The organism is Sediminibacterium goheungense (genome assembly GCF_004361915.1).
GTDB lineage: Bacteria > Bacteroidota > Bacteroidia > Chitinophagales > Chitinophagaceae > Sediminibacterium > Sediminibacterium goheungense.
Genome location: NZ_SNWP01000012.1, coordinates 203,445 through 224,027, shown reverse-complemented (window position 1 = coordinate 224,027; position 20,583 = coordinate 203,445). Strand labels below are relative to the sequence as shown.

Genomic DNA, 20,583 nt, shown 5'->3' with positions numbered 1-20,583 from the left:
AATACGCTATTGCTTTCAACCCGGCTTTGGGTTTTATTTGCGATATTGTTATATCCTAAACCCAAAACAACCTTTTATGCTTCATCATTTTACCGACCATGTAAACTGGTTATCGCTGATGCTGGCCTCACTTGCCTACTTTTTACTGGGTGCTGTCTGGTACGGAGGCATTTTCTCCAAAGCCTGGGTACGCCTATCGGGCCTTAACCCAAATGACCCGAATATGAAAAAAGGTGCCGTCCTTACCATGATCAGCAGCTTTTTATTCATGCTGATCAGCTGTTTTGGGCTTACTATTTTCAGACAACTGATGCCCATGAATAATTACACCGATGCTTTTCACCTGGCTGTGCTGATTTCTATTGGTTTCAGTACACCAGCTATCAGTATCGGATACCTTTACAATAAAAAACCAGCCGCCTTATACTTTATTGATTGTGGCTACCATATACTGGGGTTGATGATAGCCAGTATGATCATGCATTACCTTGGATAGCTTTTTAATCAGAAGTCGGGAGACTCCCGACTTCTGATTAACTTTGCCATATGACAAAACTCAGTGTAAACATCAACAAATTTGCCACGCTCAGGAATAGCAGGGGTGGCGATAATCCTAATGTAGTAAAAGCAGCGGTTGATGCTGAAAAGTTTGGCGCAGATGGTATTACCGTACATCCCAGACCGGATGAAAGACATATTCGTTACGATGATACAAGGGCCATCCGAAAAATCATCACTACAGAATTCAATATCGAAGGCAACCCTACCGAATCAAAATTTGTGGACCTGGTGCTGGAAACAAAACCTCATCAGGTAACACTGGTACCCGATGCACTCGGACAACTCACAAGCGATCATGGATGGAACACCATTGCACACAAAGACTATCTGATTGACATTATTGGCATTTTTAAAAAAGCAGGTATCCGTGTATCCATTTTTGTTGATCCTGTTGTTGAAATGGTGGAAGGTGCTGCCCTAACGGGTACCGACCGTATTGAACTCTATACAGAAGGGTATGCAAAACTATTTGCTGAAGGCAAAACTTCAGAAGCAGTTGCACCTTATGTGATTGCCGCTGCCAAAGCAAAGGAACTTGGCCTGGGTATAAATGCCGGGCATGATCTCGACCTGAGTAATCTCAAGTTTTTAAAACAGCATATCCCCTATCTCGATGAAGTAAGTATTGGTCATGCCCTTGTTTGCGATGCTATTTACCTCGGTTATGAGAATACGGTTCAGATGTATAAACGACAGTTAGTATAAATTCTGGCAGATTTTATTTCTATTCAACCCAATGCTTGTGAAAAAAATCATTCTTTGCTTATTCATTTTTCTGGCAACCAAAAGCTGGTCGCAGAAAATACAACCTGTATATCCGGTTCCCAGTAAGGAACAACTGGCATGGCATGAAAAGGAATTTTACCTTTTTATCCATTTTGGCCCGAATACGTTTACAGATAAAGAATGGGGTGAAGGTGATGAAAGACCCGACATCTTCAATCCGACAGCATTGGATTGCCGCCAGTGGGCCCGTATAGCCAGGAAAGCAGGCGCAAAAGGTATTATACTTACAGCCAAGCACCATGATGGTTTTTCGTTATGGCCCAGTCAATACAGTACACATACAGTAAGAGAAAGCAGATGGATGAATGGAAAGGGTAATGTGGTAAAAGCATTGGCGGATGCCTGTAAAAAAGAGGGCATTGAAATGGGTATTTATTTATCGCCATGGGACAGGAACCACCCCAAATACGGCACCCCCGAATACAACGATATCTATATTGCCACCATGAAAGAATTGATTACGCAATATGGTCCTTTTTTCGAGTTCTGGTGGGATGGAGCCAATGGAGAGGGCCCCAATGGAAAGAAGCAGGTATATGATTTCAACAGATTTGAAGACTCAGCTTTTCGTTTTCAGCCGAAGATGATCATCTTTAGTGATATTGGCCCCAGCATACGCTGGTGTGGCAATGAAAAAGGATTCATAGGTAATACCAACTGGAACCTGCTCGACACAGCAGGTTTTGCAAGAGGACTCGGTGCCCCGCATACAGATACGTTGAACCAGGGTAACTTCAATGGAAAACACTGGATACCGGCAGAAGCAGATGTATCGATCAGACCGGGCTGGTTTTACCATAAAGAAGAAGACAACAAGGTAAAGACACCTGAAACCTTATTCAATATCTACTTAGGCTCTGTTGGTAATGGAGGGAATTTATTGTTAAATATTCCTCCCGACAGAAGAGGTCTGTTCCATCCGAATGATTCAGCCGCACTGATGGGTTTTGCAAAAATGAGGGCCGAGGCTTTCCGTACAGATCTTTTTTCCAATACAGTTATCACTACGAATGATCGCCAGCAGAAAGGTCTCAGAAGTTTAACAGATCACAATATCAAGACTTACTGGGCTGCTGACGCTGCGGAAAATGTTCAGCTAACTTTCACGCTTCCCGGAGAGCAGTTGATCAATGCACTTAGTCTGGAAGAAATGATTGACTATGGTCAGAGAGTCATTTCCTTCAGCATTGAATGCTGGAACAAGGATCACTTTGAAAAAGTATTTTCCGGTACCACTATCGGCAGAAAAAAAATTGCTGGTTTTCGTGCTGTAAAAACAAATCGAGTACGGGTTACGATTCATGAAACAAAAGCTCCGGTGGTAATAAGGTCCATCAGCGCCTACCACATAAAAAATCTACCGTGAGTGTTGCTAACTTAGTGATAATTTCAGATTTCGTATCTTTGTAGTATGACGCAATCCTTTCCCCTCGTTGGTATCATTATGGGCAGCGACAGTGATCTTGGTATTATGCGTGCTGCTGCTGATATACTTACTCAATTTGACATATCGTTTGAATTAACAGTGGTTTCAGCACACAGAACGCCACAACGGATGGCCGAATATGCTGAAAAGGCAAAATCGAGGGGTTTACAGGTAATTATTGCCGGTGCAGGAGGTGCTGCACATTTACCGGGTATGGTGGCCGCTATTACCACCCTGCCGGTTATCGGGGTACCTATCAAATCTTCTAATTCGATTGATGGCTGGGATTCTGTTTTATCGATCCTTCAAATGCCAAATGGTGTGCCGGTTGCCACTGTAGCGTTGAATGCAGCAAAAAATGCGGGTATTCTGGCTGCACAAATCATTGGTTCAACCCATATGCAGACTGCAGAAAAATTAGCCGCTTACAAGCAGCAAATGCAGGAGGAAGTGGGAACGAAGATTGAAGGACTCAAAAAGCAATGGCCGAATAGTTTTGATACCCCTACGAAATAGTAATGATTGAAAACTGAGATTCTATAGGTAAAGAATTTTTCAATAGCATATCTATCCAACTATTACCATACCTGGCATACCAGCCTGAGATATTATCCACACGTTCCTGCAAACTATCAGCCGGAAATAAGTGTTTTTTCAAGCCCTGAATTTGTCTCTCCTCTGCTTCAAATTTTCTTTTTTCAGCCCTTAGCATTTTCTTTTCGAGTTCGTTCAAACGTTTCAATGCTTTTACTGATAAAGCTTCTACATGCGGCTTAAGTGTTTCATCTATCGTACCCGCTTGCTGCTTCATTTGTTCATACAAAACAGACAACTGCGCTATTTCTTTGGTAAGATTAAGTTGGCGGCTGGTTCTTTTCTTCACCAGCTGATTGAGTATCACTTCTGTTTTCTGAAAAAGAGATGGATGATTGAGCTCCAGTTGGAGCATTCTCTGTTCCTGTTCAGCCGTCATAAGCAGGAATGAATTTCTCAATACCAATACCGGAAAGGGAATGGCAATCGCTGCAAATACTTCTTTCAGCTCCAGCCAGTAAGCAAGCTCTCCCCCACCACCGATAAAAGCAATATTCGGCAATATCGTTTCCTGGAAAGCACCACGAAGGATTACATTAGGGCTGAATCTTTCAGGATGATTTTTTAATTCTTCCAGTATTTCAGTCTGGTTAAAACGGAGCCCCAAAGCATGTACAACAAAATCCCCCCCCTCTTTCTCTATTCTTTCTCTCCGGTCATTGATCAGATAAAATAAATTTATTTCTCTACCTGCCGCCTGTACCTTGTATGTTTTTCCGAGCGCCGTCGTTGACTGCTGAACTACCTTATGAGAAAAACCTTCCAACAGTTCTTTTTCAATAACGGATGTAAAAGCTGCTTTTAATTTTTGCTGATCGGGTATCAGCACTACCAGTCCAAACCTTCCAAACAATCCATTCACCAGATGCAGGGTTGCTTCCTGTATGGTTCTGCCGCTCACATAAGATTGTCTGAATAAAGCTGATAATTCTTTTCCGTATGGCAGTACCCCTGTTTGTCCTTCAATGGCATCCAATAGTTTAATCAGTTCCTTATCTACTTTCATCCGTCCAACGGCACCTGTCTGCGAAGTGTCCCATTGCAATGGGTGTCCGTCAATATTGATCTGCCCCAGTTCATCCAGATCCGCATCTTCACTACCCATATAGTAAACAGGAACAAAACGGTATGCCGGCATCTGTTCAGAAAGAGAGGTTGCCAGTTGTATGGCATGTAAAATTTTATAGATAAAGTACAGTGGTCCGGTAAATATATTGGGTTGGTGCGCTGTTACAATTGTAAAAGTGTTTTCATTAGCTAAAGCCGCTATATTACTACTCACCTGTTCTTCCATGCTGATAGAACGATATTGCTCCTCCAGACTTTCTACAAGTATGTGCCTGGGTGTGAAAAAATCCTGTCTTGATGCTATCGCATTTTTTATACCCTCCAGATCAGGTTGGTGTGCGTAAAATGGGCGAAGTGCTGATGCACCTGCCAGATAATCAGTTACAATCGATGAAAAATATCCGGTGCTTTCGTATGATAAACGGCTACAGTGGTGCTTCATAATAAGGCATAAAAATACAATTTACTGGAAATACATGGCGCCGCTGGTAATTTTTAACAGGGAAGGGAGTGAGTAGTGAGTAAACGCCCCCACTCACTACTGACTACTGACTACTGACTACTCACTACTCACCATTGACCATTCACCATTCACGCAAAAATCCCTAAATTTATACCACTACGATTACCATATGGAAACTTACGGAAAGATCATTCTGATTGCCATGCCGGTATTTCTCTTACTGGTTCTTTTGGAAAAATGGTATGGCTGGTATAAAGGAAAAGAAACGGTTCGCACGCTGGATATGATTTCCAGTCTTAGCTCCGGCGTTACCAATGTTACCAAAGATGTACTGGGATTAGGCTTTGCAGTGATCAGTTATGAATGGATGGTGGATCATCTGGCCATTACGAAGGTTCCGGCCGGTTTTTTAACCTATTTTATTGCTTTTATGGCACTGGATTTTGCCGGTTATTGGATACACAGGATTGCTCATGAATACAATTTCTTCTGGAACAACCATATCATCCATCACAGCAGCGAAGATTTTAACCTTGCCTGTGCACTCAGACAGAGCATATCATCGATTGTAAAAATATTTACCATATTCTTATTACCTGCCGCATTACTAGGTGTACCCGGACAGGTGGTAGCCATTGTGGCACCGCTTCATTTGTTTGCTCAATTCTGGTACCATACGCAGCATATCCATAAAATGGGGTTTCTCGAAAAAATAATTGTAACACCTTCTCATCACCGGGTACACCATGCTATTAACAAGGAGTACATGGATAAAAACTATGGTCAGATTTTTATTTTCTGGGATAAAATGTTTGGAACCTATCAGGAAGAATTACCTGAGGTACCCGCTGTATATGGTATTACCAGACCTGTACGGACATGGAACCCCATTAAAATTAATTTCATGCATTTATGGTTACTTATCAAGGATGCATGGCATGCGCAAAGCTGGAAAGATAAATTCAGAATATGGCTTATGCCAACCGGCTGGCGACCTGCTGATGTAGCAGAGAAATTTCCTGTATATAAAATTGAGGATGTGTACCATTTCGAGAAATATGAAACAGGTCATTCCAAAACACTGCTTGCCTGGTCATGGATACAAATGACCTGCACATTATTACTCATCAGCTATTGCTTTGGTAATATTGCCGCCATCGGCAGCCCGGGTATATTTATCTATGGTGGATTTATCTTTTTACAGGTCTATGCATTTACCGACTTGATGGATAGAAACAGGTATGCCTGGGTATGGGAATCGTTGAAATGTATCCTGGGATTTTCCATCCTCATCCGCAACGGAGACTGGTTTGGCATGAACCAATTGATCAATGGATCAACCTATATCATGGCAACCTATCTGTTGCTCTCATTTATTGCATCGTTTTATATTTCTTTTACAGAAAGCTTAGAAACAGAGAAATCAGGAATAAGGAATATGAAATAAGAAATCAGTAAGTAAAGAATCTTATCATTTCACTTTCACATTCCTTATTTCTTATTTCATATTTCTCATTTCACACCACCTCCCCTTCCAGATCGTAGTCGTATGCTTTTGTAATTTTCACCTGTACAAAATCGCCGGGTTGTAATTTTTTGCTGGAGTGCACTACCACTTCATTGTCTACTTCTACGCTGTCGAACTCTGTTCTGCCCAGATAACGTCCTGCTTCTTTTTTATCGATCAGAACTTTGAAAATTTTACCCACTTTTTCCTGGTTCTTTTCATAGCTGATTTCCTGTTGCACTTCCATAATTTCCTGTGCACGTTCTGCTTTTACTTCAGCAGAGATATTATCTTCGAGATCATAGGCACTGGTATTTTCTTCATGGCTGTAACTGAAAATACCTACACGATCGAAGCGGTGTTCCCTGAGAAAATCTTTGAGTTCCTCAACATCTTCTTCTGTTTCACCCGGAAATCCGGCAATCAGCGTGGTACGTAAACAGATACCGGGAACCCTTTGTCTGATTTCTCTTATCAGTTCTGTCATTTCTTCTCTCGTAATATTTCTCCGCATGGCTTTCAGCATATGATTGCTTGCATGCTGCAAAGGCATATCGAGGTATTTACAGATATTGTCGCGCTCGCGCATCACATCCAGTACTTCCAGTGGAAACTTACTCGGATAGGCATAATGCAGACGGATCCATTCAATGCCTTTCACATCGGCCAATGCATGTAATAATCGGGGTAACTCTCTTTTCTTGTAAATATCTAATCCATAATAAGTCAGTTCCTGCGCAATCAACATAATTTCTTTTACCCCTTTTTTCACCAACCCTTCTGCTTCTGCTACCAGTTCTTCAATGGGCTTACTGATGTGCTGACCACGCATTAGTGGAATGGCACAAAAAGAACAGGTGCGGTTACAGCCTTCGCTTATTTTCATATAAGCATAATGCTGAGGGGTACTTAACAATCTTTCCCCTACCAGTTCTGCTTTATAATCCGCTTCAAATTTTTTGAGTATCAATGGAAGCTCCATGGTACCGAACCAGGCATCTACTTCAGGCATTTCTGCTTCCAGATCGCCACGGTATCTTTCGCTCAGGCAACCGGTAACATATACTTTATCAAGCTTACCTCTTCGTTTCAGTTCAACCTGATCCAGAATGGTATTAATACTCTCTTCCTTGGCCTTATCAATAAAACCACAGGTATTTACCACCACTATATTGTGATCGAGTTTTTTATTCTCATGCACAACATCAATTGCATTTGCACTCAGTTGCCCGCTCAGCACTTCACTGTCTACCAGGTTCTTACTGCAACCCAGTGTAATAATGTTAACCTTATCTTTCTTTAGCGTTTTCGACTTCATATATGGCTGCAAAGGTAGTAATTAGCAGGCAGAAGCCTGTTGATTCGATATTTGGGAACGGGGTATCATGAATACATTGAGTTGCTTTCCGTGGTCGGTGATATCTTCCAGTTGCGCAAACCCTGCTTTTTGCAATAATGCCACTGAGGGTATGTTTTCGGTAGACGTAATGGCAAAAATTTCGGGCCGCTCACTATTCATGGCCAGCCATTGCAGGCCTGCCTGTAATAGTTCTTTTGCCAATCCTTTACCCTGTGCATCAGGCATTAAGGCATATCCAATATGAAAAGCATCCCTGTCGGGCATCATTAAAACAGAGAATGTGCCTGCAAACCGGTAAGATGATTTTTCAGCTACATGATACCTTCCAATGGCTGAACCTGCCTGGTATAGTTGGAGATTTTCGTTCAAAAAGAGCCTGCACTCCTCCCTTGTCTTTGCAGGCCTTATAAACCTCATTACATCCGGGTGGCTATTCAATTGATAAAAATCTTCCTCATCTGCCCATTCAAACTTCCTGACTATCAATCGATTAGTAGTAAACAAATTCATTTTTAATCTTTTTTTAATTTTAATGGTCTGATACGGAACAAAGAAGGCATTTTTGTAATGCAATCCAATATATGAAAAACATCTACCATATTTTCTCTAAACCCGGCTTTCTCTCCTCAAATTATACTTTAAAATTCTTATTTATTGCTTTTATTGGGGTACACATACCGCTGATTGTATTAATTATTGCCATTGTATTTGAATGGATGCCATTAAAGGGGTGGAATGTAATACTGGTAGCTCTGCTGGCGACACTTGTAGCAACCGGTTTAACCTTATTACTGTTAAGAAGCTTGTTATGGCCCATTCAGCAGGCAAAAACTGCTTTACAAAATTATACCCGTAAAAAACTGGTTCCTGCACTGCCGGTACATTATACAGATGAAGCGGGACAATTATTACAACAGGTACAAGTCACCATCGACTCCATGGATGCCCTTTTGAAAGAACGCAGGGACATACTCACCCTGCTTTCTCATGATCTGAGGGTTCCCTTTACCCAACTAATAAGTCTGGGCGATTTGTTGCAGGCAGAAGATGGGGCTGCGTTCGCATCAAAATACGGTGCAATCATACATAAAATGGCCAGTGAGCAATTGGTGTTTATCCAGGATATCATTGAAATACTGCAAACAGGGAAAGATGAAGCAGTATCTCATATTTTCGAAGCAAAAAATATCCGGGATATCGTATTCATGGCAGTAGATATGCAGCAGGCAGCAGCTTCCAGAAAAGACATTACAATTACCATACATCCAGTTCCCGACATCCAGGTTAAATGCAATACACGTTTGCTTTCACAAGCTGTATCGAATATTATCGGCAATGCGATAAAATTCTCATACCGTGGTGATGAGGTAATTGTAAAACTGCACGTATTCAGTGGACATATTCATTTACTCGTGGCAGATAAAGGAATTGGTTTTGAGTCTGGTAAAGCTGAACTATTGTTTAACAAATTTACATCTGAGGGCAAGATAGGAACCGATGGCGAAGTTTCTTCTGGGGTTGGCCTGTACCTTACCCGTAAAGTAATACAAAACCATGGTGGCATGATCGCGGCTTTCAGTGAGGGTAAAAACAAAGGAGCCGTATTCACCATTCAGCTTCCGATCACCAACTGATAGACGTTCTTGCCTACAGAGATGTTTTATTTATGTATTTCGCTGGAGAAATGAAACCTGATATCAGGGTTATTGGTAATCTCCGTATTCAGGAACCACTCACTCTGAGCCAGGTATACCGGATGCCCGTCTTTATCTTCCGCAGAATTCTGTTGCTTAAAACGAAGGAAGTCATCCAGTTTTTTCTGATCAGCAGCCGTTAGCCAGCAAGCTTTATAAAAAGGCAGTGTTCTGAATTCACAGGCTGCTCCGTATTCCTGCAATAAACGGTATTGAATTACTTCAAACTGAAGTTCTCCCACGCAACCTATGATTTTCTTATTTCCACCAAACTGCGTAAATAATTGCGCTACTCCCTCATCTGTTAACTGGCTGATTCCTTTTTCCAGTTGTTTGGTTTTCATCGGATCCTTATTCACGAGCTCTTTAAATATTTCCGGTGAAAACGTTGGGATACCGGTAAAGTAAAAATCTTCTCCTTCTGTGAGGGTATCTCCTATTTTAAAGTTTCCCGTATCAAACAAACCCACCACATCACCGGCATAAGCATCTTCGATAACATCCTTGCTTCGGGCCATAAAACTGTACGGATTGCTAAAACGCATATCCTTATCGAGCCGAACATGGTGATAATATTTATTACGCTCAAACCTGCCACTGCATACACGCATAAAAGCAATGCGATCGCGGTGTTTGGGATCGAGGTTGGCATGTATTTTAAAAATAAATCCGCTAAACTTTTCCTCACCTACTTCTACTGTTCTCGCTGAAGTATTCCTGCTTCTGGGTACAGGTGCAATACGGATAAATGTGTCAAGCATTTCCTTTACCCCAAAATTATTAACTGCACTACCAAAGAATACAGGTGCAATTTTTGCTGTGAGGTAATCATCTACCTGCAATTCTCCATATACACCATCTATCAACTCAACATCTTCTCTTAACTGAGCCGCATCTTTTTCGCCCACTTTTTCATCTAAAACAGCAGAGGCGAGATCATCAATAGCGATGGTATCATCATCGTCTGCTTTTGTACTGGCCGTAAACAAACGCAGACTCTTTTCGTGCAGGTTGTATACCCCTTTAAATTCCTTACCACTATTAATGGGCCAGGTCATCGGATGCAATGAAATATGCAACTCTTTTTCGATCTCTTCCAGCAAATCAAAACGATTCTTTCCATCACGGTCCATTTTATTGATGAACACAATAACCGGCGTATCACGCATACGGCAAACTTCCATCAGCCTGCGTGTCTGGTCTTCTACCCCGTTCACACTGTCTACTACCAGTATTACACTATCCACCGCAGTAAGTGTTCTGTAGGTATCTTCTGCAAAATCTTTGTGACCGGGTGTATCCAGAAGGTTGATAAGGGTATTACTGTATTCAAATGACATTACAGAAGTGGCCACCGAGATACCCCTCTGTCTTTCAATCTCCATGAAATCGGAGGTCGCATGTTTTTTGATCTTATTACTTTTTACGGCACCAGCTGTCTGGATAGCACCACCAAACAACAGTAATTTTTCCGTCAATGTAGTTTTACCCGCATCCGGGTGCGAAATAATAGCGAATGTTTTGCGGCGGTTGATCTCTTTCTCGTACTTCATAATAATTAGTCAGAAAGACCGAAAGTCGGAAAGTCCGGAAGAACGGAGAACTATCGATAGTTTCACCAGACTTCCGGACTTCCGGACGCACGGACTTTTCAGGCCGCAAACTTACGATTTGTAGGGCAAAGAGTAGCTTAATACTTCATTTGTCTGGCTTCCGCCTTACCGTCTTTTACGGTAACGATCCAGTAAGTATCATACACCGACTCATCAAGGTTCTGGTATTTATTTTCTTTCAATAACAGATTCACCAACGTGGGCGTAGAATTGGAATGTCCGGCTACTACTACTGTTTTACCTTCCATTTTCAGGAGTTCTTCCGCAAAGGCTTTGAGGTTTCGATGGTCGTATACCTGTATTTCTTTTCCTGCTTTTTTTGCAAGCGGTGTTACGGTTGATTTGGTACGGATAAAATTGGTGGAATACACGGCATCCGGTGAATAAGCTTTTAATACTTCCGGGATGCGGGCAGCCCTGGCTTCTCCTGCAGCACTCAATTTGGGATCTGCCTGCATCATGGTCGCCCCCTGGGCACTGGTATCCTTTTCAGCGTGACGCATCAGAATAAAAGTACTGGTCTGGGCCTCCCCGTTAATGGCTGTTAAGAGCAAAAAAGAAAGAAAGACAAGGGTAAACAGTTGTTTCATGTATAATCTTTTGTTATACAAGATAGGTGCAAAAGACATTTCCGAACAACCGCCCGTCCATTTTAACCCTTTATCAACTTATTTTATAAGGTATCCTTCACACCTTCATCCGAACAGAGGGTTTATTTTTGAGCTGATTATTTGGTATCATTTTTGAAAAGATTATAAAAAAGTATATGAAAAGAATTGTTACACTGCTCCTTTTATTAGCATTGCAAATGGGTACAGATGCCCAGGGATTAGGCGGTTTATTGAACAAGGCCAAAAATGCAGTGTCCGGCAATCAGACAGGGCTTGCCAACGATGATATTGTAGCAGGTCTGAAAGAAGCATTGGTTCAGGGATCCCTAAAAGGTTCCAACCTGCTGTCGCAGACAGATGGTTTTTTTGCCAATGCAGCGCTGAAAATATTGCTCCCACCGGAAGCTCAAAAGATTGAAAAAACATTGAGAAGTGTAGGACTGGGTAAGCAGGTAGACGAAGCCATTCTGAGTATGAACCGTGCTGCGGAAGATGCCTGTAAAAGTGCGGCCCCCATTTTTACCAATGCCATTAAACAAATGAGTGTTCAGGATGCAGTAGGTATTTTAAAAGGATCCGATACAGCTGCAACAGCTTACCTGAAAGCAAAAACTACCAATCCGCTAACAGAAGCTTTCCGCCCGGTTATTGAAACCTCCTTACAGAAAGTAGATGCTACCAAGCATTGGAATAGTCTGGTTACCAGTTATAACAAGTTGCCATTGGTTCGTGAAAAACTGAATCCTGATTTATCTGCTTATGTTACCGAACGTGCGATGGGTGGCATTTTTTACCAGATTGCATTGGAAGAAAAAGAGATCAGAAAGAACCCTTTGGCAAGAACCAGTGATATTTTGAAAAAAGTATTTGGAGCGAAGTAAGAAAAATGTCTGATGGCGGATGTCTGATTTGATTTTTGTTATCATTTGGTTGCCACTGAAGGCACAGATAAGTACAGTATGGTATAATGTATTTCTGTGCGTTCAGTGGCAATTTATTTATGCAAATTGTATATCATCGGAGAAAGGCATTCGTCTGAAACGCTTACCGGTTGCGGCGAAAAGGGCATTGGCCAGTGCGGGTGCAATAGGTGGTAACCCGGGTTCTCCCAAACCGGTTGGGTTCTCTTCAGAGGGAACAAAAGCTACTTCAACATCCAATGGCGTATTACGCATTTTTACAAAATTGTAAGGGCCGAAATTGGTTTGAACGGCTGCCCCATCTTTGAAAGTAAGTTTGGTAAACATCGCATGTCCCAGACCATCAACAACCGCTCCCTGTACCTGATTTTCAGCGCCACTCAGGTTCACTACTTTACCGCAGTGTACGGCGCAATATACTTTTGTGATTTTAGGTTTACCCTTTTCCATTTTTAGTTCTACCACCTGTGCTACATAACTGTTAAATGAGAACCAGGTTGAGAAGCCACGGTATGTATTGGGTGCAGGTTTATTCCAGTTACTGATTTTGGCTACCAGTTCTATTACACTGATAAATTTATCCGGCTCGTAAGCGAGTCTGCCTACGGGTTGTTCTTTGGCTTTTTTCAATAACGAAAGTCTGAATGATATCGGATCTGTTTTCAATTCAGTTGCTACCTCATCCATAAAACATTCGTTGGCAAATGCCTGAACATTGTGTGTAGGGGCACGCCAGGGTCCGGTAGGAATATTGGTTGGTAAACTATGACTCTCGATACGCAGATTTTTTACAGCACCTGCGGGATAAGTATCCGGACTTCTGCCATTACTCAGACATGCAAAAGATTGTTGCCAGGCTTCCAGATTACCATCTTTGATGGCTGCTTTGAAACGGAACATACCACTGGCACGATAGAAATCGTTTTGCATATCATCTTCACGTGTCCATTGTACCTGAACAGGACATTGTGCAGCCTGTGAAATCAATGCAGCTTCCACTCCATTATCCGGACGTAATTTTCTTCCGAAGCCCCCACCCTGTCTGGGTAATCCCAATGTTATGTTAGCAGCGGGTATATTCAGTTCTTTGGCCACGGCAGTTACCAGACTCTGCGGCACCTGTGTGGGGCCATACAATTCAGCTTTACCATCTCTTACATCTGCATAAAAATTCAGGGGCTCCATTTGTGCGTGCGACAATACAGGCACTTCATAATATACATCCAGTACTTTGGAAGCAGCAGCCATTGCCGCATCTACATCACCATCATTACGGTTAGGTGTGGCAGCAGGCTTACTCAACAGGTCTTTGAATGCCTTATCATGATCGGCCGTGCTTTCCAGTTTTGATGCATCTTCCCAGTTTATGTTCAGGGCTTTTCTGCCTTTCATCGCAGCCCAGGTAGAAGTAGCCAAAACTGCTATACTGTTTTTTACCTGTACTACTTTTTTTACACCTGTTACCTGTAAGGCAGCACTATCATCGAATGACTGTAATTTTTTCCCATGCGCAGGAGGTCTTGCCACAACAGCAAACAACATACCCCCGCGACGTGTATCAATACCAAACAAAGGTTTTCCTGTTACGATCGCTTTTGCATCTACATCTTTTACACGTGTACCGATGAGTTTGAAATCTTTGGCATCTTTCAAAGGTACATTGGCTGGTACCGGCATAGATGCTGCTTTGCCTGCCAGTTCACCATAAGACAGCTTTTTACCTGAAGTTTTATGTACCACAAAACCATTGTCAGCATAACAATCTGCTGCTGTTACACCCCATGTATCGGCAGCAGCTGCGATTAATAACACCCGAGCCGTTGCGCCTGCCTGTCTGAGTGGTGTATAGCGACTTCTGATGGCGCCACTTCCACCTGTTGTCTGGCTGCCATATTTTGTATCCAGCGGTGCAATTTCTACCTGTATTTTCTGCCAGTCCACATTCATCTCTTCTGCAATCAGCATTACCAGTGATGTTTTTACACCCTGACCAATTTCCGGGTTGGGCGACATCAGTGTAATCGTACCATCAGGTGCTATTTTGATATAGGCGTTGGGAGAGAACGGCGTTCCATCTACTGGCAGTTTTTCATCCTCTGCCAATGTTGAAAAACCAACCAGCATACCACCACCGGTAATCATGCTTACCCTCAGGAAATTTCTTCTTGATACAGATGTTGTACTCATAACTTACCTCCTTTTGATGCTGCCAGGTGTATGGCTTTACGGATACGTACACTGGTACCGCAACGGCAGATATTTGTAATGGCTGAATCAATTTCTTCATCAGTAGGCTTCGGCGTCTTCTTCAGCAATGCTACTGCTGCCATAATTTGACCCGACTGACAATAGCCACATTGGGCCACATCCATATCTATCCACGCTTGCTGTACAGGATGATCTCCTTTTTCACTGAGTCCTTCAATGGTTACCACTTTCCCGGTTCCTACAGCCGATACCGGAAACTGGCAGGAACGAACAGGACTACCATTATAATGAATGGTACAGGCTCCACATTGTGCTACACCGCAACCATATTTGGTGCCCACAAGGTTTAACTGATCACGTAATACCCAAAGCAGCGGCGTATCAGCATCTGCTTCTACAGATACCGATTTATTATTGACTGTAAAATTGTACTTCGGCATAAGGAGGATAGATTTATTATGATTCGTAAACTAACTATTATCTGATAAAAAGAAAAACCAAACTACCGGAAATCGGTCAATGGGTAAGAAAACAAGCTGATCATGGCCAATACCCTTTTGCAAGCCAAACCAACCCTAATCGTGTCTGCTCCCAGCTGCCACTGTAAATGTGTGCAGCACCTGAGGGAATATAGCGTCCATGGTTTCAATCACACCCTTTACAGAGCCCGGCAGTGTAATAACAAGGGTGTTTTTAGCATAACCCGCTATACCCCTGGATAGCATGGCATAGGGGGTTCTTTGTTGCCCGTAATTTCTTGCTGTTTCCATAACACCCGGAACCATTCTGTCCAGCAATGGTTCAACGGCTTCGGGTGTTACGTCTCTTGGCGAGAGCCCTGTTCCACCGGTAAATAATACCAGGTGATAGCCTTCTTCTACATATTTCTCAAGTTGCTGCTGTATGTCCTGAATTTCATCCGCAACAATGGTATAATCAGTCACAGTAATACCCAGTGCTTCCAGTTTTTCTACTGCTTTTTTTCCGGATAAGTCCTGCTTGCTACCGGCTGATACCGTGTCAGAGCAAACCACTACGGCACAGGACAATGTATTTGTATCGGGTATGAACCGATCTGATTTACCACCGGTTTTTTGTACCAATCTGATATGGGTTATTTCAACTTCTGTATCCAATGGCTTCAGCATATCATACATGGTCAATGCAGTAACAGATGCCCCATGCATGGCTTCCACTTCAACACCGGTTTTATAAATGGTATGCACTTCCACGGTAATCAGAATCTGTAAACCACTTATTTCGTGTTTAATAGATGAGAACTCAATAGGTAGCGGATGACAATCCGGAATTACATCACTTGTTTTTTTAATAGCCAGCAAACCTGCAGCTCGTGAAAACTCAAACACATCACCTTTGGGTACCTGTCTGTTTACAATGGCATCAATAGTAGCTTGTTTTGATACCGTAATGGTGGCAGCAGCAATCGCCTGTCTGAGTGTATTCGATTTCGATGTTATATCTACCATAATTATTGATTCACTTTCCACTGATGCGTATTGTCTTCAAAAAGTTCAGCTCCCCATACCGGGAGTTCAGCTTTAATTCTTTCCACCAGTTCTGAGCAGGCTGCTATGGCTGCCTTACGATGTGCTGATGAAGTAAAAACAAATAAACAGATTTCTCCTGCAGCTACTTTTCCCAGACTATGATACACATGCATACAGGTTAATTCATATTGTTCAAAAACAGCTTCTCTGATCTCATGCATTTTCTGCATAGCCATTTCCTCATAAGCAGTATACTCAATGGCACTTACTTTTTTCCCATTGATTTCATCTGCCCTCACCTGCCCAAGAAAAATACTATGCCCCCCAATATTTTTTTTGACGCTATGCTTTTCAATACTTTCTGCGATAAATGAAGCAGTGATAGCTCCTTTTATAAATATATTTTTAGGCTTACCCTCTTTCATCTCTTTTATTTTTTAGGAATGCGTACCAATCGTTTAGTCCGCCCCGCAGGCTGTATAGGGTTTTGGCAGTACCCATACGGTCATTCAATATTTCCACAGCTATCCGGCTTCTCTTTCCAGACTGACAAATTACAACAACTACATCATTTTTTAGTTGCAGCTCTTGCTGATAAATATCAGCCAACGGTATTCTAAGATGCTCGAATTCCTTTACAACAGGTTGTTCATACAATTCCCTTACATCAATAACATCGACATTGCCCCGATTCAACAGCTCTTCAAATAGCACTACGTCTATCTCACTTACAGACGATGGCGACTTACATAAGGACACATAATCGGTCTGCAGAAAACGTTCTTTTGTTGAAGGGCCTGTAAAATTCGTAGCCGGACCCGCAATTATGTTGACTGTGTAAAACTGATTACTCAAAACATTATACGTAAGTACCCTGTCAATAAGGGGGTCACCCATTCCTGTTATCAGTTTAATCACTTCACCCGCCTGCATACATCCAATCATACCGGGTAATATGCCAATTACCCCTGCATCTGCACAGTTAGGCACTTCATTCTCCTTTGGCGGCTCCGGGAAAATATCACGGTAGTTTGCAGACCGTTTATCATGACCAAGCAAGCCATTAAATACGGCCACCTGTCCTTCAAATCTTGATACGGCTCCGTATACCAGTGTTTTATGCATCAACACGCAGGCATCATTAATTAAGTAACGGGTCGCAAAATTATCTGTACCATCAAGTACGATATCATAATTGCCAAGTATGGCCAGTAAGTTCTCATTGGTTACATGCCATGGATAGACCTTAGTTTCTGTTCCGGGATTTAGTTGTTTCAGGTATTCAGCAGCTACTACTGCTTTGTTTTTTCCAATATCAGACGTATGGTACAATACCTGTCTGTGCAGGTTGCTCAGGGCTACCGTATCACCATCTGCTATCCCTATTGTACCTACCCCTGCTCCGGCAAGGTATAAGAGGGCCGGACAACCCAATCCGCCTGCACCAATTACCAGTACACTCGCTTCCACCAGCAGTTGCTGCGCCCTCTCACCGAAATCCGGCAGGATCATCTGACGCTGGTATCGTTCGTAGGAAATTTCTTTTTTCATATTACCCTCCTGAAAATGGCGGCATCAATGCAACAGTTGCATTTTCAGACAATTTTGTATTTTCTGAAACCATCTGCTGGTTAACAGCCATCATATATTTTGATTGCTGAAGGGTCGGAAAACGTTCCTGCAATGCGCTGATCAGCGATATGGTATCTGCATAGCCCTCCATCTCTAATTCACTAACACCTGACGCTTCTGCTAATTGACCAAATAATAATACCCTTATTTTCATTGTATTTTATTGAACTCTTCCGATAATAATCTTTTGCAATCCATGTACATACCTTCGCCCGGTTGCAATATCTGCTGCTGATATAATAGCGATTCTTTGCGCAGAGGAAATGGCTTTTTCACCATTGGCTTCTGTTATAACAATCAATTGCTTTCCAATAGCGCTATTAAATATTTCATTCCAGGAAAAAACCACCTTATAACCATCCGATGCAATGCAGGTAATATAATATTCGCTCAATGGTTTTGGATCGATGATATCAAATGATGTTTTGGTAATCAGATCTTTCAACAATATACCCTTTACATCTTTGAGTACTGACTTCCTGACCACCAGGTGATTGTATACTACAATACTATCAAATGTAATACTATTATAAGCTGAAGCATCTTCCAGCTTAAAGGTAAAGGGCTTTTTGACTTTTCCTTCTATGAGAAAATAATCTGTAGGCTTTACATCATGTTGTGCAATTACTACATGAGAATAAGATAATACAACAAAAAGAATCAGGTATTTCATAATTTACTTTACGCTCCTGTAAATAATAGTTTATATGCTGCGACCATTAAAACAATCGCCAATATTTTTTTCATAAGGGTTTGCCTGAATTTCATCGCCCCAAAATAGGCCCCAAGACATCCCCCTGCAAAAGCAACACCAACATAGCCGAACATCCCACTACTGAATTCAATGCCATTGGTCAATTGCCCCATCAATCCGGAAGCTGAATTTACAAAAATAAACAGGGCACTAATGGCTGCTGTTTGTTTCTGATCTGTCCAGTTAAAGAAAATCAATAAGGGTGAGAGTATAATACCACCACCTATACCAATCATACCCGACAATAATCCTATAATACCTCCCATGAGTAATGCACCTGCAAAATGTGACGAAACAGTTTGTTCAGATTCTTTTTTTGATGGTAACAGTAAACGAATCACTGAAAATACAAGTAATAAACCAAGTACTTTTTTATACAGGCTGGCGTCAATAGTAATGAGTCCACCTACAAATGCCATAGGTACCGATGCCAATGCCAATGGCATAAACACTTTCCATACAAAGTGTTTGCCCCGGTAAAACTGAAGGAATGCGGTGAGTGATACAAATAAGTTCAATAACAGTGCTGTTGGCTTCATGACTTCAGGTGCCACACTAAATAACGCCATCAATGCGAGGTATCCGCTTGCGCCACCATGCCCAACAGATGCATACAGGAATGCAACAATGAGCAATAACACGTAAAACAAAAGCAGACTCTCCATAATAATAATTAAATGGCTATCATATGAATATTTACAATGGTTCCGGCTTCACAGCTTGCCGCCTGCTCATCGATCTCTATCAGACAATTGGCTTCCGCGAAAGAACGCATACGATACGATTCCTGTGCCCCCAATGCTTTCACCCCTTCTCCATCATAGTATCCTTTTAAAAAATGGGTAAGTCCGGGTTGTTTATGATAGGCTTCTTTGATGGGCACCTGTTTTACAGGCAAGGCAGATTGCTTACCGCATATTTGCATGATAGCGGGTAGTACATACATATAAAAACAAGTGAGCACAGATGAGGGATTACCGGGTAATCCGAAAACCAATTTTTTATCCTTTGTTCCAAAGAATAGTGGCTTGCCGGGTTTTTGTTTCAGTTTATGAAAATGTGTTTGAACATGGCAACGCTTTGCCGCTTCTACCACAAAATCATAATCACCCACGCTCACACCTCCTGTTAACAAAACAATATCTCCCGAATCAAGGGCAAGAGAAAGCTGCTGGGTAAGTATATGCAAATCATCTGGCGCCTGCATCAGCTTCACCTTTTGAATGCCATATTGCTTCAGAACGGCCGTTAAAGCGAAAGAGTTGGAATCATATACCTGCCCATAGGCCAAATCATGACCGGGTGTTTGCAATTCATTTCCTGTAATGAGGATGGCAACAGCAGGTGGTGGAAATACGGTTACCTCGGTAATACCCATACCTGCCAGAAAACCAATAGCTGCTGGTGTTAAAAAAGCTCCGGCCGCTAATGCCAGTTCTCCTTTTTGTATTTCACTACCTTTTGGGCGCAGATTACTCCCCTGTTTCAACTGCTCATCTTCTATTACCAGCCCTCCGTTGGTAAGTTGTATTTTCTCCTGCATCACCACAGTATCGGCTCCCGGGGGTACTGCAGCACCAGTGAAAATGCGAACCGCCGAACCTGCTTCGATAGAAATGTATTTATCAGCCCCTGCAGCCATTTCACCGATAACCTTCAAATATTTTGTATGCTGCCAGTCTGCAAAAGAAAAAGCATATCCATCCATGGATGATTGAGGAAAAGCAGGTATATCGATGGGAGCCCATACATCAGCCGCCAGTTTACAGGATAGAGCCTCCTGCAATTTGATCCTTACTGGTACCAAGGATGTCGTATGTTGCTGAATGATTTCTCTCGCTGCTGAAACACTGATCATGGTCTGGTCGGGTATTTTTA

The 20,583-nt window shown here is 42.2% G+C and carries 21 protein-coding genes; 7 read left to right on the top strand and 14 right to left on the bottom strand.

All coding sequences use genetic code 11. The features are described 5' to 3' along the window. Window positions 1-76 precede the first annotated feature (76 nt). From BC659_RS13510 to purE, 4 genes are read left to right on the top strand one after another with little or no spacing between them, the layout of a single operon-like run. On the top strand, window positions 77-496 hold the full coding sequence (locus BC659_RS13510) for a DUF1761 domain-containing protein (RefSeq protein ID WP_133475327.1): 420 nt from the start codon (window positions 77-79) through the stop codon (window positions 494-496). A 50-nt stretch (window positions 497-546) separates the two neighbouring features. Then, on the top strand, window positions 547-1,266 hold the full coding sequence (locus BC659_RS13505) for a pyridoxine 5'-phosphate synthase (protein ID WP_133475326.1): 720 nt from the start codon (window positions 547-549) through the stop codon (window positions 1,264-1,266). Window positions 1,267-1,297: 31 nt separating this feature from the next. Next, entirely contained in the window at window positions 1,298-2,713 is a 1,416-nt protein-coding gene (locus tag BC659_RS13500; RefSeq protein ID WP_133475325.1) for an alpha-L-fucosidase, read from the top strand. A 45-nt stretch (window positions 2,714-2,758) separates the two neighbouring features. Then, window positions 2,759-3,289 (top strand): 5-(carboxyamino)imidazole ribonucleotide mutase, encoded by a 531-nt coding sequence (gene purE, locus BC659_RS13495; protein WP_133475324.1) that lies wholly within the window; start codon window positions 2,759-2,761, stop codon window positions 3,287-3,289. On the opposite strand, the gene bshC is transcribed toward purE, so the two are convergent. Further along, a complete protein-coding gene (bshC, locus tag BC659_RS13490; RefSeq protein WP_133475323.1) occupies window positions 3,279-4,877 on the bottom strand; it encodes a bacillithiol biosynthesis cysteine-adding enzyme BshC in 1,599 nt (532 codons plus the stop codon). The genes purE and bshC overlap by 11 nt on opposite strands. A gap of 190 nt (window positions 4,878-5,067) precedes the next feature. On the opposite strand from bshC, the gene BC659_RS13485 reads away from it, so the two are divergent. Further along, window positions 5,068-6,345, top strand: coding sequence for a sterol desaturase family protein (locus BC659_RS13485; protein WP_133475322.1), 1,278 nt, complete (start codon window positions 5,068-5,070; stop codon window positions 6,343-6,345). A gap of 70 nt (window positions 6,346-6,415) precedes the next feature. Here the strand turns inward: BC659_RS13485 and rimO are convergent, their stop codons facing one another. Both rimO and BC659_RS13475 read right to left on the bottom strand, forming a co-directional pair. Then, window positions 6,416-7,723 (bottom strand): 30S ribosomal protein S12 methylthiotransferase RimO, encoded by a 1,308-nt coding sequence (gene rimO / locus BC659_RS13480; protein ID WP_133475321.1) that lies wholly within the window; start codon window positions 7,721-7,723, stop codon window positions 6,416-6,418. 21 nt (window positions 7,724-7,744) lie between these two features. Further along, entirely contained in the window at window positions 7,745-8,275 is a 531-nt protein-coding gene (locus tag BC659_RS13475) for a GNAT family N-acetyltransferase (protein WP_133475320.1), read from the bottom strand. A gap of 71 nt (window positions 8,276-8,346) precedes the next feature. Here BC659_RS13475 and BC659_RS13470 point away from each other — a divergent pair, with 71 nt between their 5' ends. Continuing rightward, complete coding sequence (locus tag BC659_RS13470) at window positions 8,347-9,399, top strand: sensor histidine kinase (protein WP_133475319.1); 1,053 nt, start codon at window positions 8,347-8,349, stop codon at window positions 9,397-9,399. 26 nt (window positions 9,400-9,425) lie between these two features. Here the strand turns inward: BC659_RS13470 and BC659_RS13465 are convergent, their stop codons facing one another. Both BC659_RS13465 and BC659_RS13460 read right to left on the bottom strand, forming a co-directional pair. After that, window positions 9,426-11,012: a peptide chain release factor 3 gene (locus BC659_RS13465; RefSeq protein WP_133475318.1), complete on the bottom strand. Its 1,587-nt coding sequence runs from the start codon at window positions 11,010-11,012 to the stop codon at window positions 9,426-9,428. A gap of 137 nt (window positions 11,013-11,149) precedes the next feature. After that, window positions 11,150-11,662 carry a SixA phosphatase family protein gene (locus BC659_RS13460; RefSeq protein WP_162847436.1) on the bottom strand — a complete coding sequence of 171 codons (513 nt, stop codon included), beginning with the start codon at window positions 11,660-11,662 and terminating at the stop codon, window positions 11,150-11,152. Window positions 11,663-11,838: 176 nt separating this feature from the next. Here BC659_RS13460 and BC659_RS13455 point away from each other — a divergent pair, with 176 nt between their 5' ends. Continuing rightward, window positions 11,839-12,564 carry a DUF4197 domain-containing protein gene (locus tag BC659_RS13455; RefSeq protein ID WP_133475316.1) on the top strand — a complete coding sequence of 242 codons (726 nt, stop codon included), beginning with the start codon at window positions 11,839-11,841 and terminating at the stop codon, window positions 12,562-12,564. Window positions 12,565-12,681: 117 nt separating this feature from the next. Here the strand turns inward: BC659_RS13455 and BC659_RS13450 are convergent, their stop codons facing one another. The 9 genes from BC659_RS13450 to BC659_RS13410 form a co-directional block, all read right to left on the bottom strand. Next, window positions 12,682-14,790, bottom strand: a complete 2,109-nt coding sequence (locus BC659_RS13450) for a xanthine dehydrogenase family protein molybdopterin-binding subunit (protein WP_133475315.1) — start codon at window positions 14,788-14,790, stop codon at window positions 12,682-12,684. After that, a complete protein-coding gene (locus BC659_RS13445) occupies window positions 14,787-15,251 on the bottom strand; it encodes a (2Fe-2S)-binding protein (RefSeq protein ID WP_133475314.1) in 465 nt (154 codons plus the stop codon). Before BC659_RS13445 ends, BC659_RS13450 begins: the two co-directional genes overlap by 4 nt. A gap of 135 nt (window positions 15,252-15,386) precedes the next feature. After that, complete coding sequence (moaCB, locus tag BC659_RS13440) at window positions 15,387-16,298, bottom strand: bifunctional molybdenum cofactor biosynthesis protein MoaC/MoaB (protein WP_133475313.1); 912 nt, start codon at window positions 16,296-16,298, stop codon at window positions 15,387-15,389. Between the two features lie 2 nt (window positions 16,299-16,300). After that, on the bottom strand, window positions 16,301-16,744 hold the full coding sequence (locus BC659_RS13435) for a molybdenum cofactor biosynthesis protein MoaE (protein ID WP_133475312.1): 444 nt from the start codon (window positions 16,742-16,744) through the stop codon (window positions 16,301-16,303). Next, on the bottom strand, window positions 16,731-17,870 hold the full coding sequence (locus BC659_RS13430; RefSeq protein ID WP_133475311.1) for a HesA/MoeB/ThiF family protein: 1,140 nt from the start codon (window positions 17,868-17,870) through the stop codon (window positions 16,731-16,733). Before BC659_RS13430 ends, BC659_RS13435 begins: the two co-directional genes overlap by 14 nt. Window position 17,871: 1 nt before the next feature. Further along, on the bottom strand, window positions 17,872-18,105 hold the full coding sequence (locus BC659_RS13425) for a MoaD/ThiS family protein (RefSeq protein WP_133475310.1): 234 nt from the start codon (window positions 18,103-18,105) through the stop codon (window positions 17,872-17,874). Window positions 18,106-18,111: 6 nt separating this feature from the next. Next, window positions 18,112-18,624, bottom strand: a complete 513-nt coding sequence (locus BC659_RS13420; RefSeq protein ID WP_246027145.1) for a molybdopterin-binding protein — start codon at window positions 18,622-18,624, stop codon at window positions 18,112-18,114. A gap of 8 nt (window positions 18,625-18,632) precedes the next feature. Continuing rightward, window positions 18,633-19,370: a sulfite exporter TauE/SafE family protein gene (locus tag BC659_RS13415; protein WP_133475309.1), complete on the bottom strand. Its 738-nt coding sequence runs from the start codon at window positions 19,368-19,370 to the stop codon at window positions 18,633-18,635. Window positions 19,371-19,378: 8 nt separating this feature from the next. Beyond that, window positions 19,379-20,563: a molybdopterin molybdotransferase MoeA gene (locus BC659_RS13410; protein ID WP_133475308.1), complete on the bottom strand. Its 1,185-nt coding sequence runs from the start codon at window positions 20,561-20,563 to the stop codon at window positions 19,379-19,381. Window positions 20,564-20,583 lie beyond the last annotated feature (20 nt).

Excerpts from the sequence above, each read along its gene's own strand:
- BC659_RS13505 (WP_133475326.1), top strand. The coding sequence starts at position 547 with ATGACAAAACTCAGTGTAAACATCAACAAATTTGCCACGCTCAGGAAT.
- BC659_RS13415 (WP_133475309.1), bottom strand. The coding sequence starts at position 19,370 with ATGGAGAGTCTGCTTTTGTTTTACGTGTTATTGCTCATTGTTGCATTC.
- BC659_RS13470 (WP_133475319.1), top strand. The coding sequence starts at position 8,347 with ATGAAAAACATCTACCATATTTTCTCTAAACCCGGCTTTCTCTCCTCA.
- BC659_RS13460 (WP_162847436.1), bottom strand. The coding sequence starts at position 11,662 with ATGAAACAACTGTTTACCCTTGTCTTTCTTTCTTTTTTGCTCTTAACA.
- BC659_RS13410 (WP_133475308.1), bottom strand. The coding sequence starts at position 20,563 with ATGATCAGTGTTTCAGCAGCGAGAGAAATCATTCAGCAACATACGACA.
- BC659_RS13430 (WP_133475311.1), bottom strand. The coding sequence starts at position 17,870 with ATGAAAAAAGAAATTTCCTACGAACGATACCAGCGTCAGATGATCCTG.
- BC659_RS13510 (WP_133475327.1), top strand. The coding sequence starts at position 77 with ATGCTTCATCATTTTACCGACCATGTAAACTGGTTATCGCTGATGCTG.
- BC659_RS13475 (WP_133475320.1), bottom strand. The coding sequence starts at position 8,275 with ATGAATTTGTTTACTACTAATCGATTGATAGTCAGGAAGTTTGAATGG.
- BC659_RS13455 (WP_133475316.1), top strand. The coding sequence starts at position 11,839 with ATGAAAAGAATTGTTACACTGCTCCTTTTATTAGCATTGCAAATGGGT.
- BC659_RS13450 (WP_133475315.1), bottom strand. The coding sequence starts at position 14,790 with ATGAGTACAACATCTGTATCAAGAAGAAATTTCCTGAGGGTAAGCATG.
- BC659_RS13465 (WP_133475318.1), bottom strand. The coding sequence starts at position 11,012 with ATGAAGTACGAGAAAGAGATCAACCGCCGCAAAACATTCGCTATTATT.
- bshC (WP_133475323.1), bottom strand. The coding sequence starts at position 4,877 with ATGAAGCACCACTGTAGCCGTTTATCATACGAAAGCACCGGATATTTT.
- moaCB (WP_133475313.1), bottom strand. The coding sequence starts at position 16,298 with ATGGTAGATATAACATCGAAATCGAATACACTCAGACAGGCGATTGCT.
- BC659_RS13500 (WP_133475325.1), top strand. The coding sequence starts at position 1,298 with ATGCTTGTGAAAAAAATCATTCTTTGCTTATTCATTTTTCTGGCAACC.
- BC659_RS13435 (WP_133475312.1), bottom strand. The coding sequence starts at position 16,744 with ATGAAAGAGGGTAAGCCTAAAAATATATTTATAAAAGGAGCTATCACT.
- BC659_RS13445 (WP_133475314.1), bottom strand. The coding sequence starts at position 15,251 with ATGCCGAAGTACAATTTTACAGTCAATAATAAATCGGTATCTGTAGAA.
- BC659_RS13425 (WP_133475310.1), bottom strand. The coding sequence starts at position 18,105 with ATGAAAATAAGGGTATTATTATTTGGTCAATTAGCAGAAGCGTCAGGT.
- BC659_RS13485 (WP_133475322.1), top strand. The coding sequence starts at position 5,068 with ATGGAAACTTACGGAAAGATCATTCTGATTGCCATGCCGGTATTTCTC.
- purE (WP_133475324.1), top strand. The coding sequence starts at position 2,759 with ATGACGCAATCCTTTCCCCTCGTTGGTATCATTATGGGCAGCGACAGT.
- rimO (WP_133475321.1), bottom strand. The coding sequence starts at position 7,723 with ATGAAGTCGAAAACGCTAAAGAAAGATAAGGTTAACATTATTACACTG.
- BC659_RS13420 (WP_246027145.1), bottom strand. The coding sequence starts at position 18,624 with ATGAAATACCTGATTCTTTTTGTTGTATTATCTTATTCTCATGTAGTA.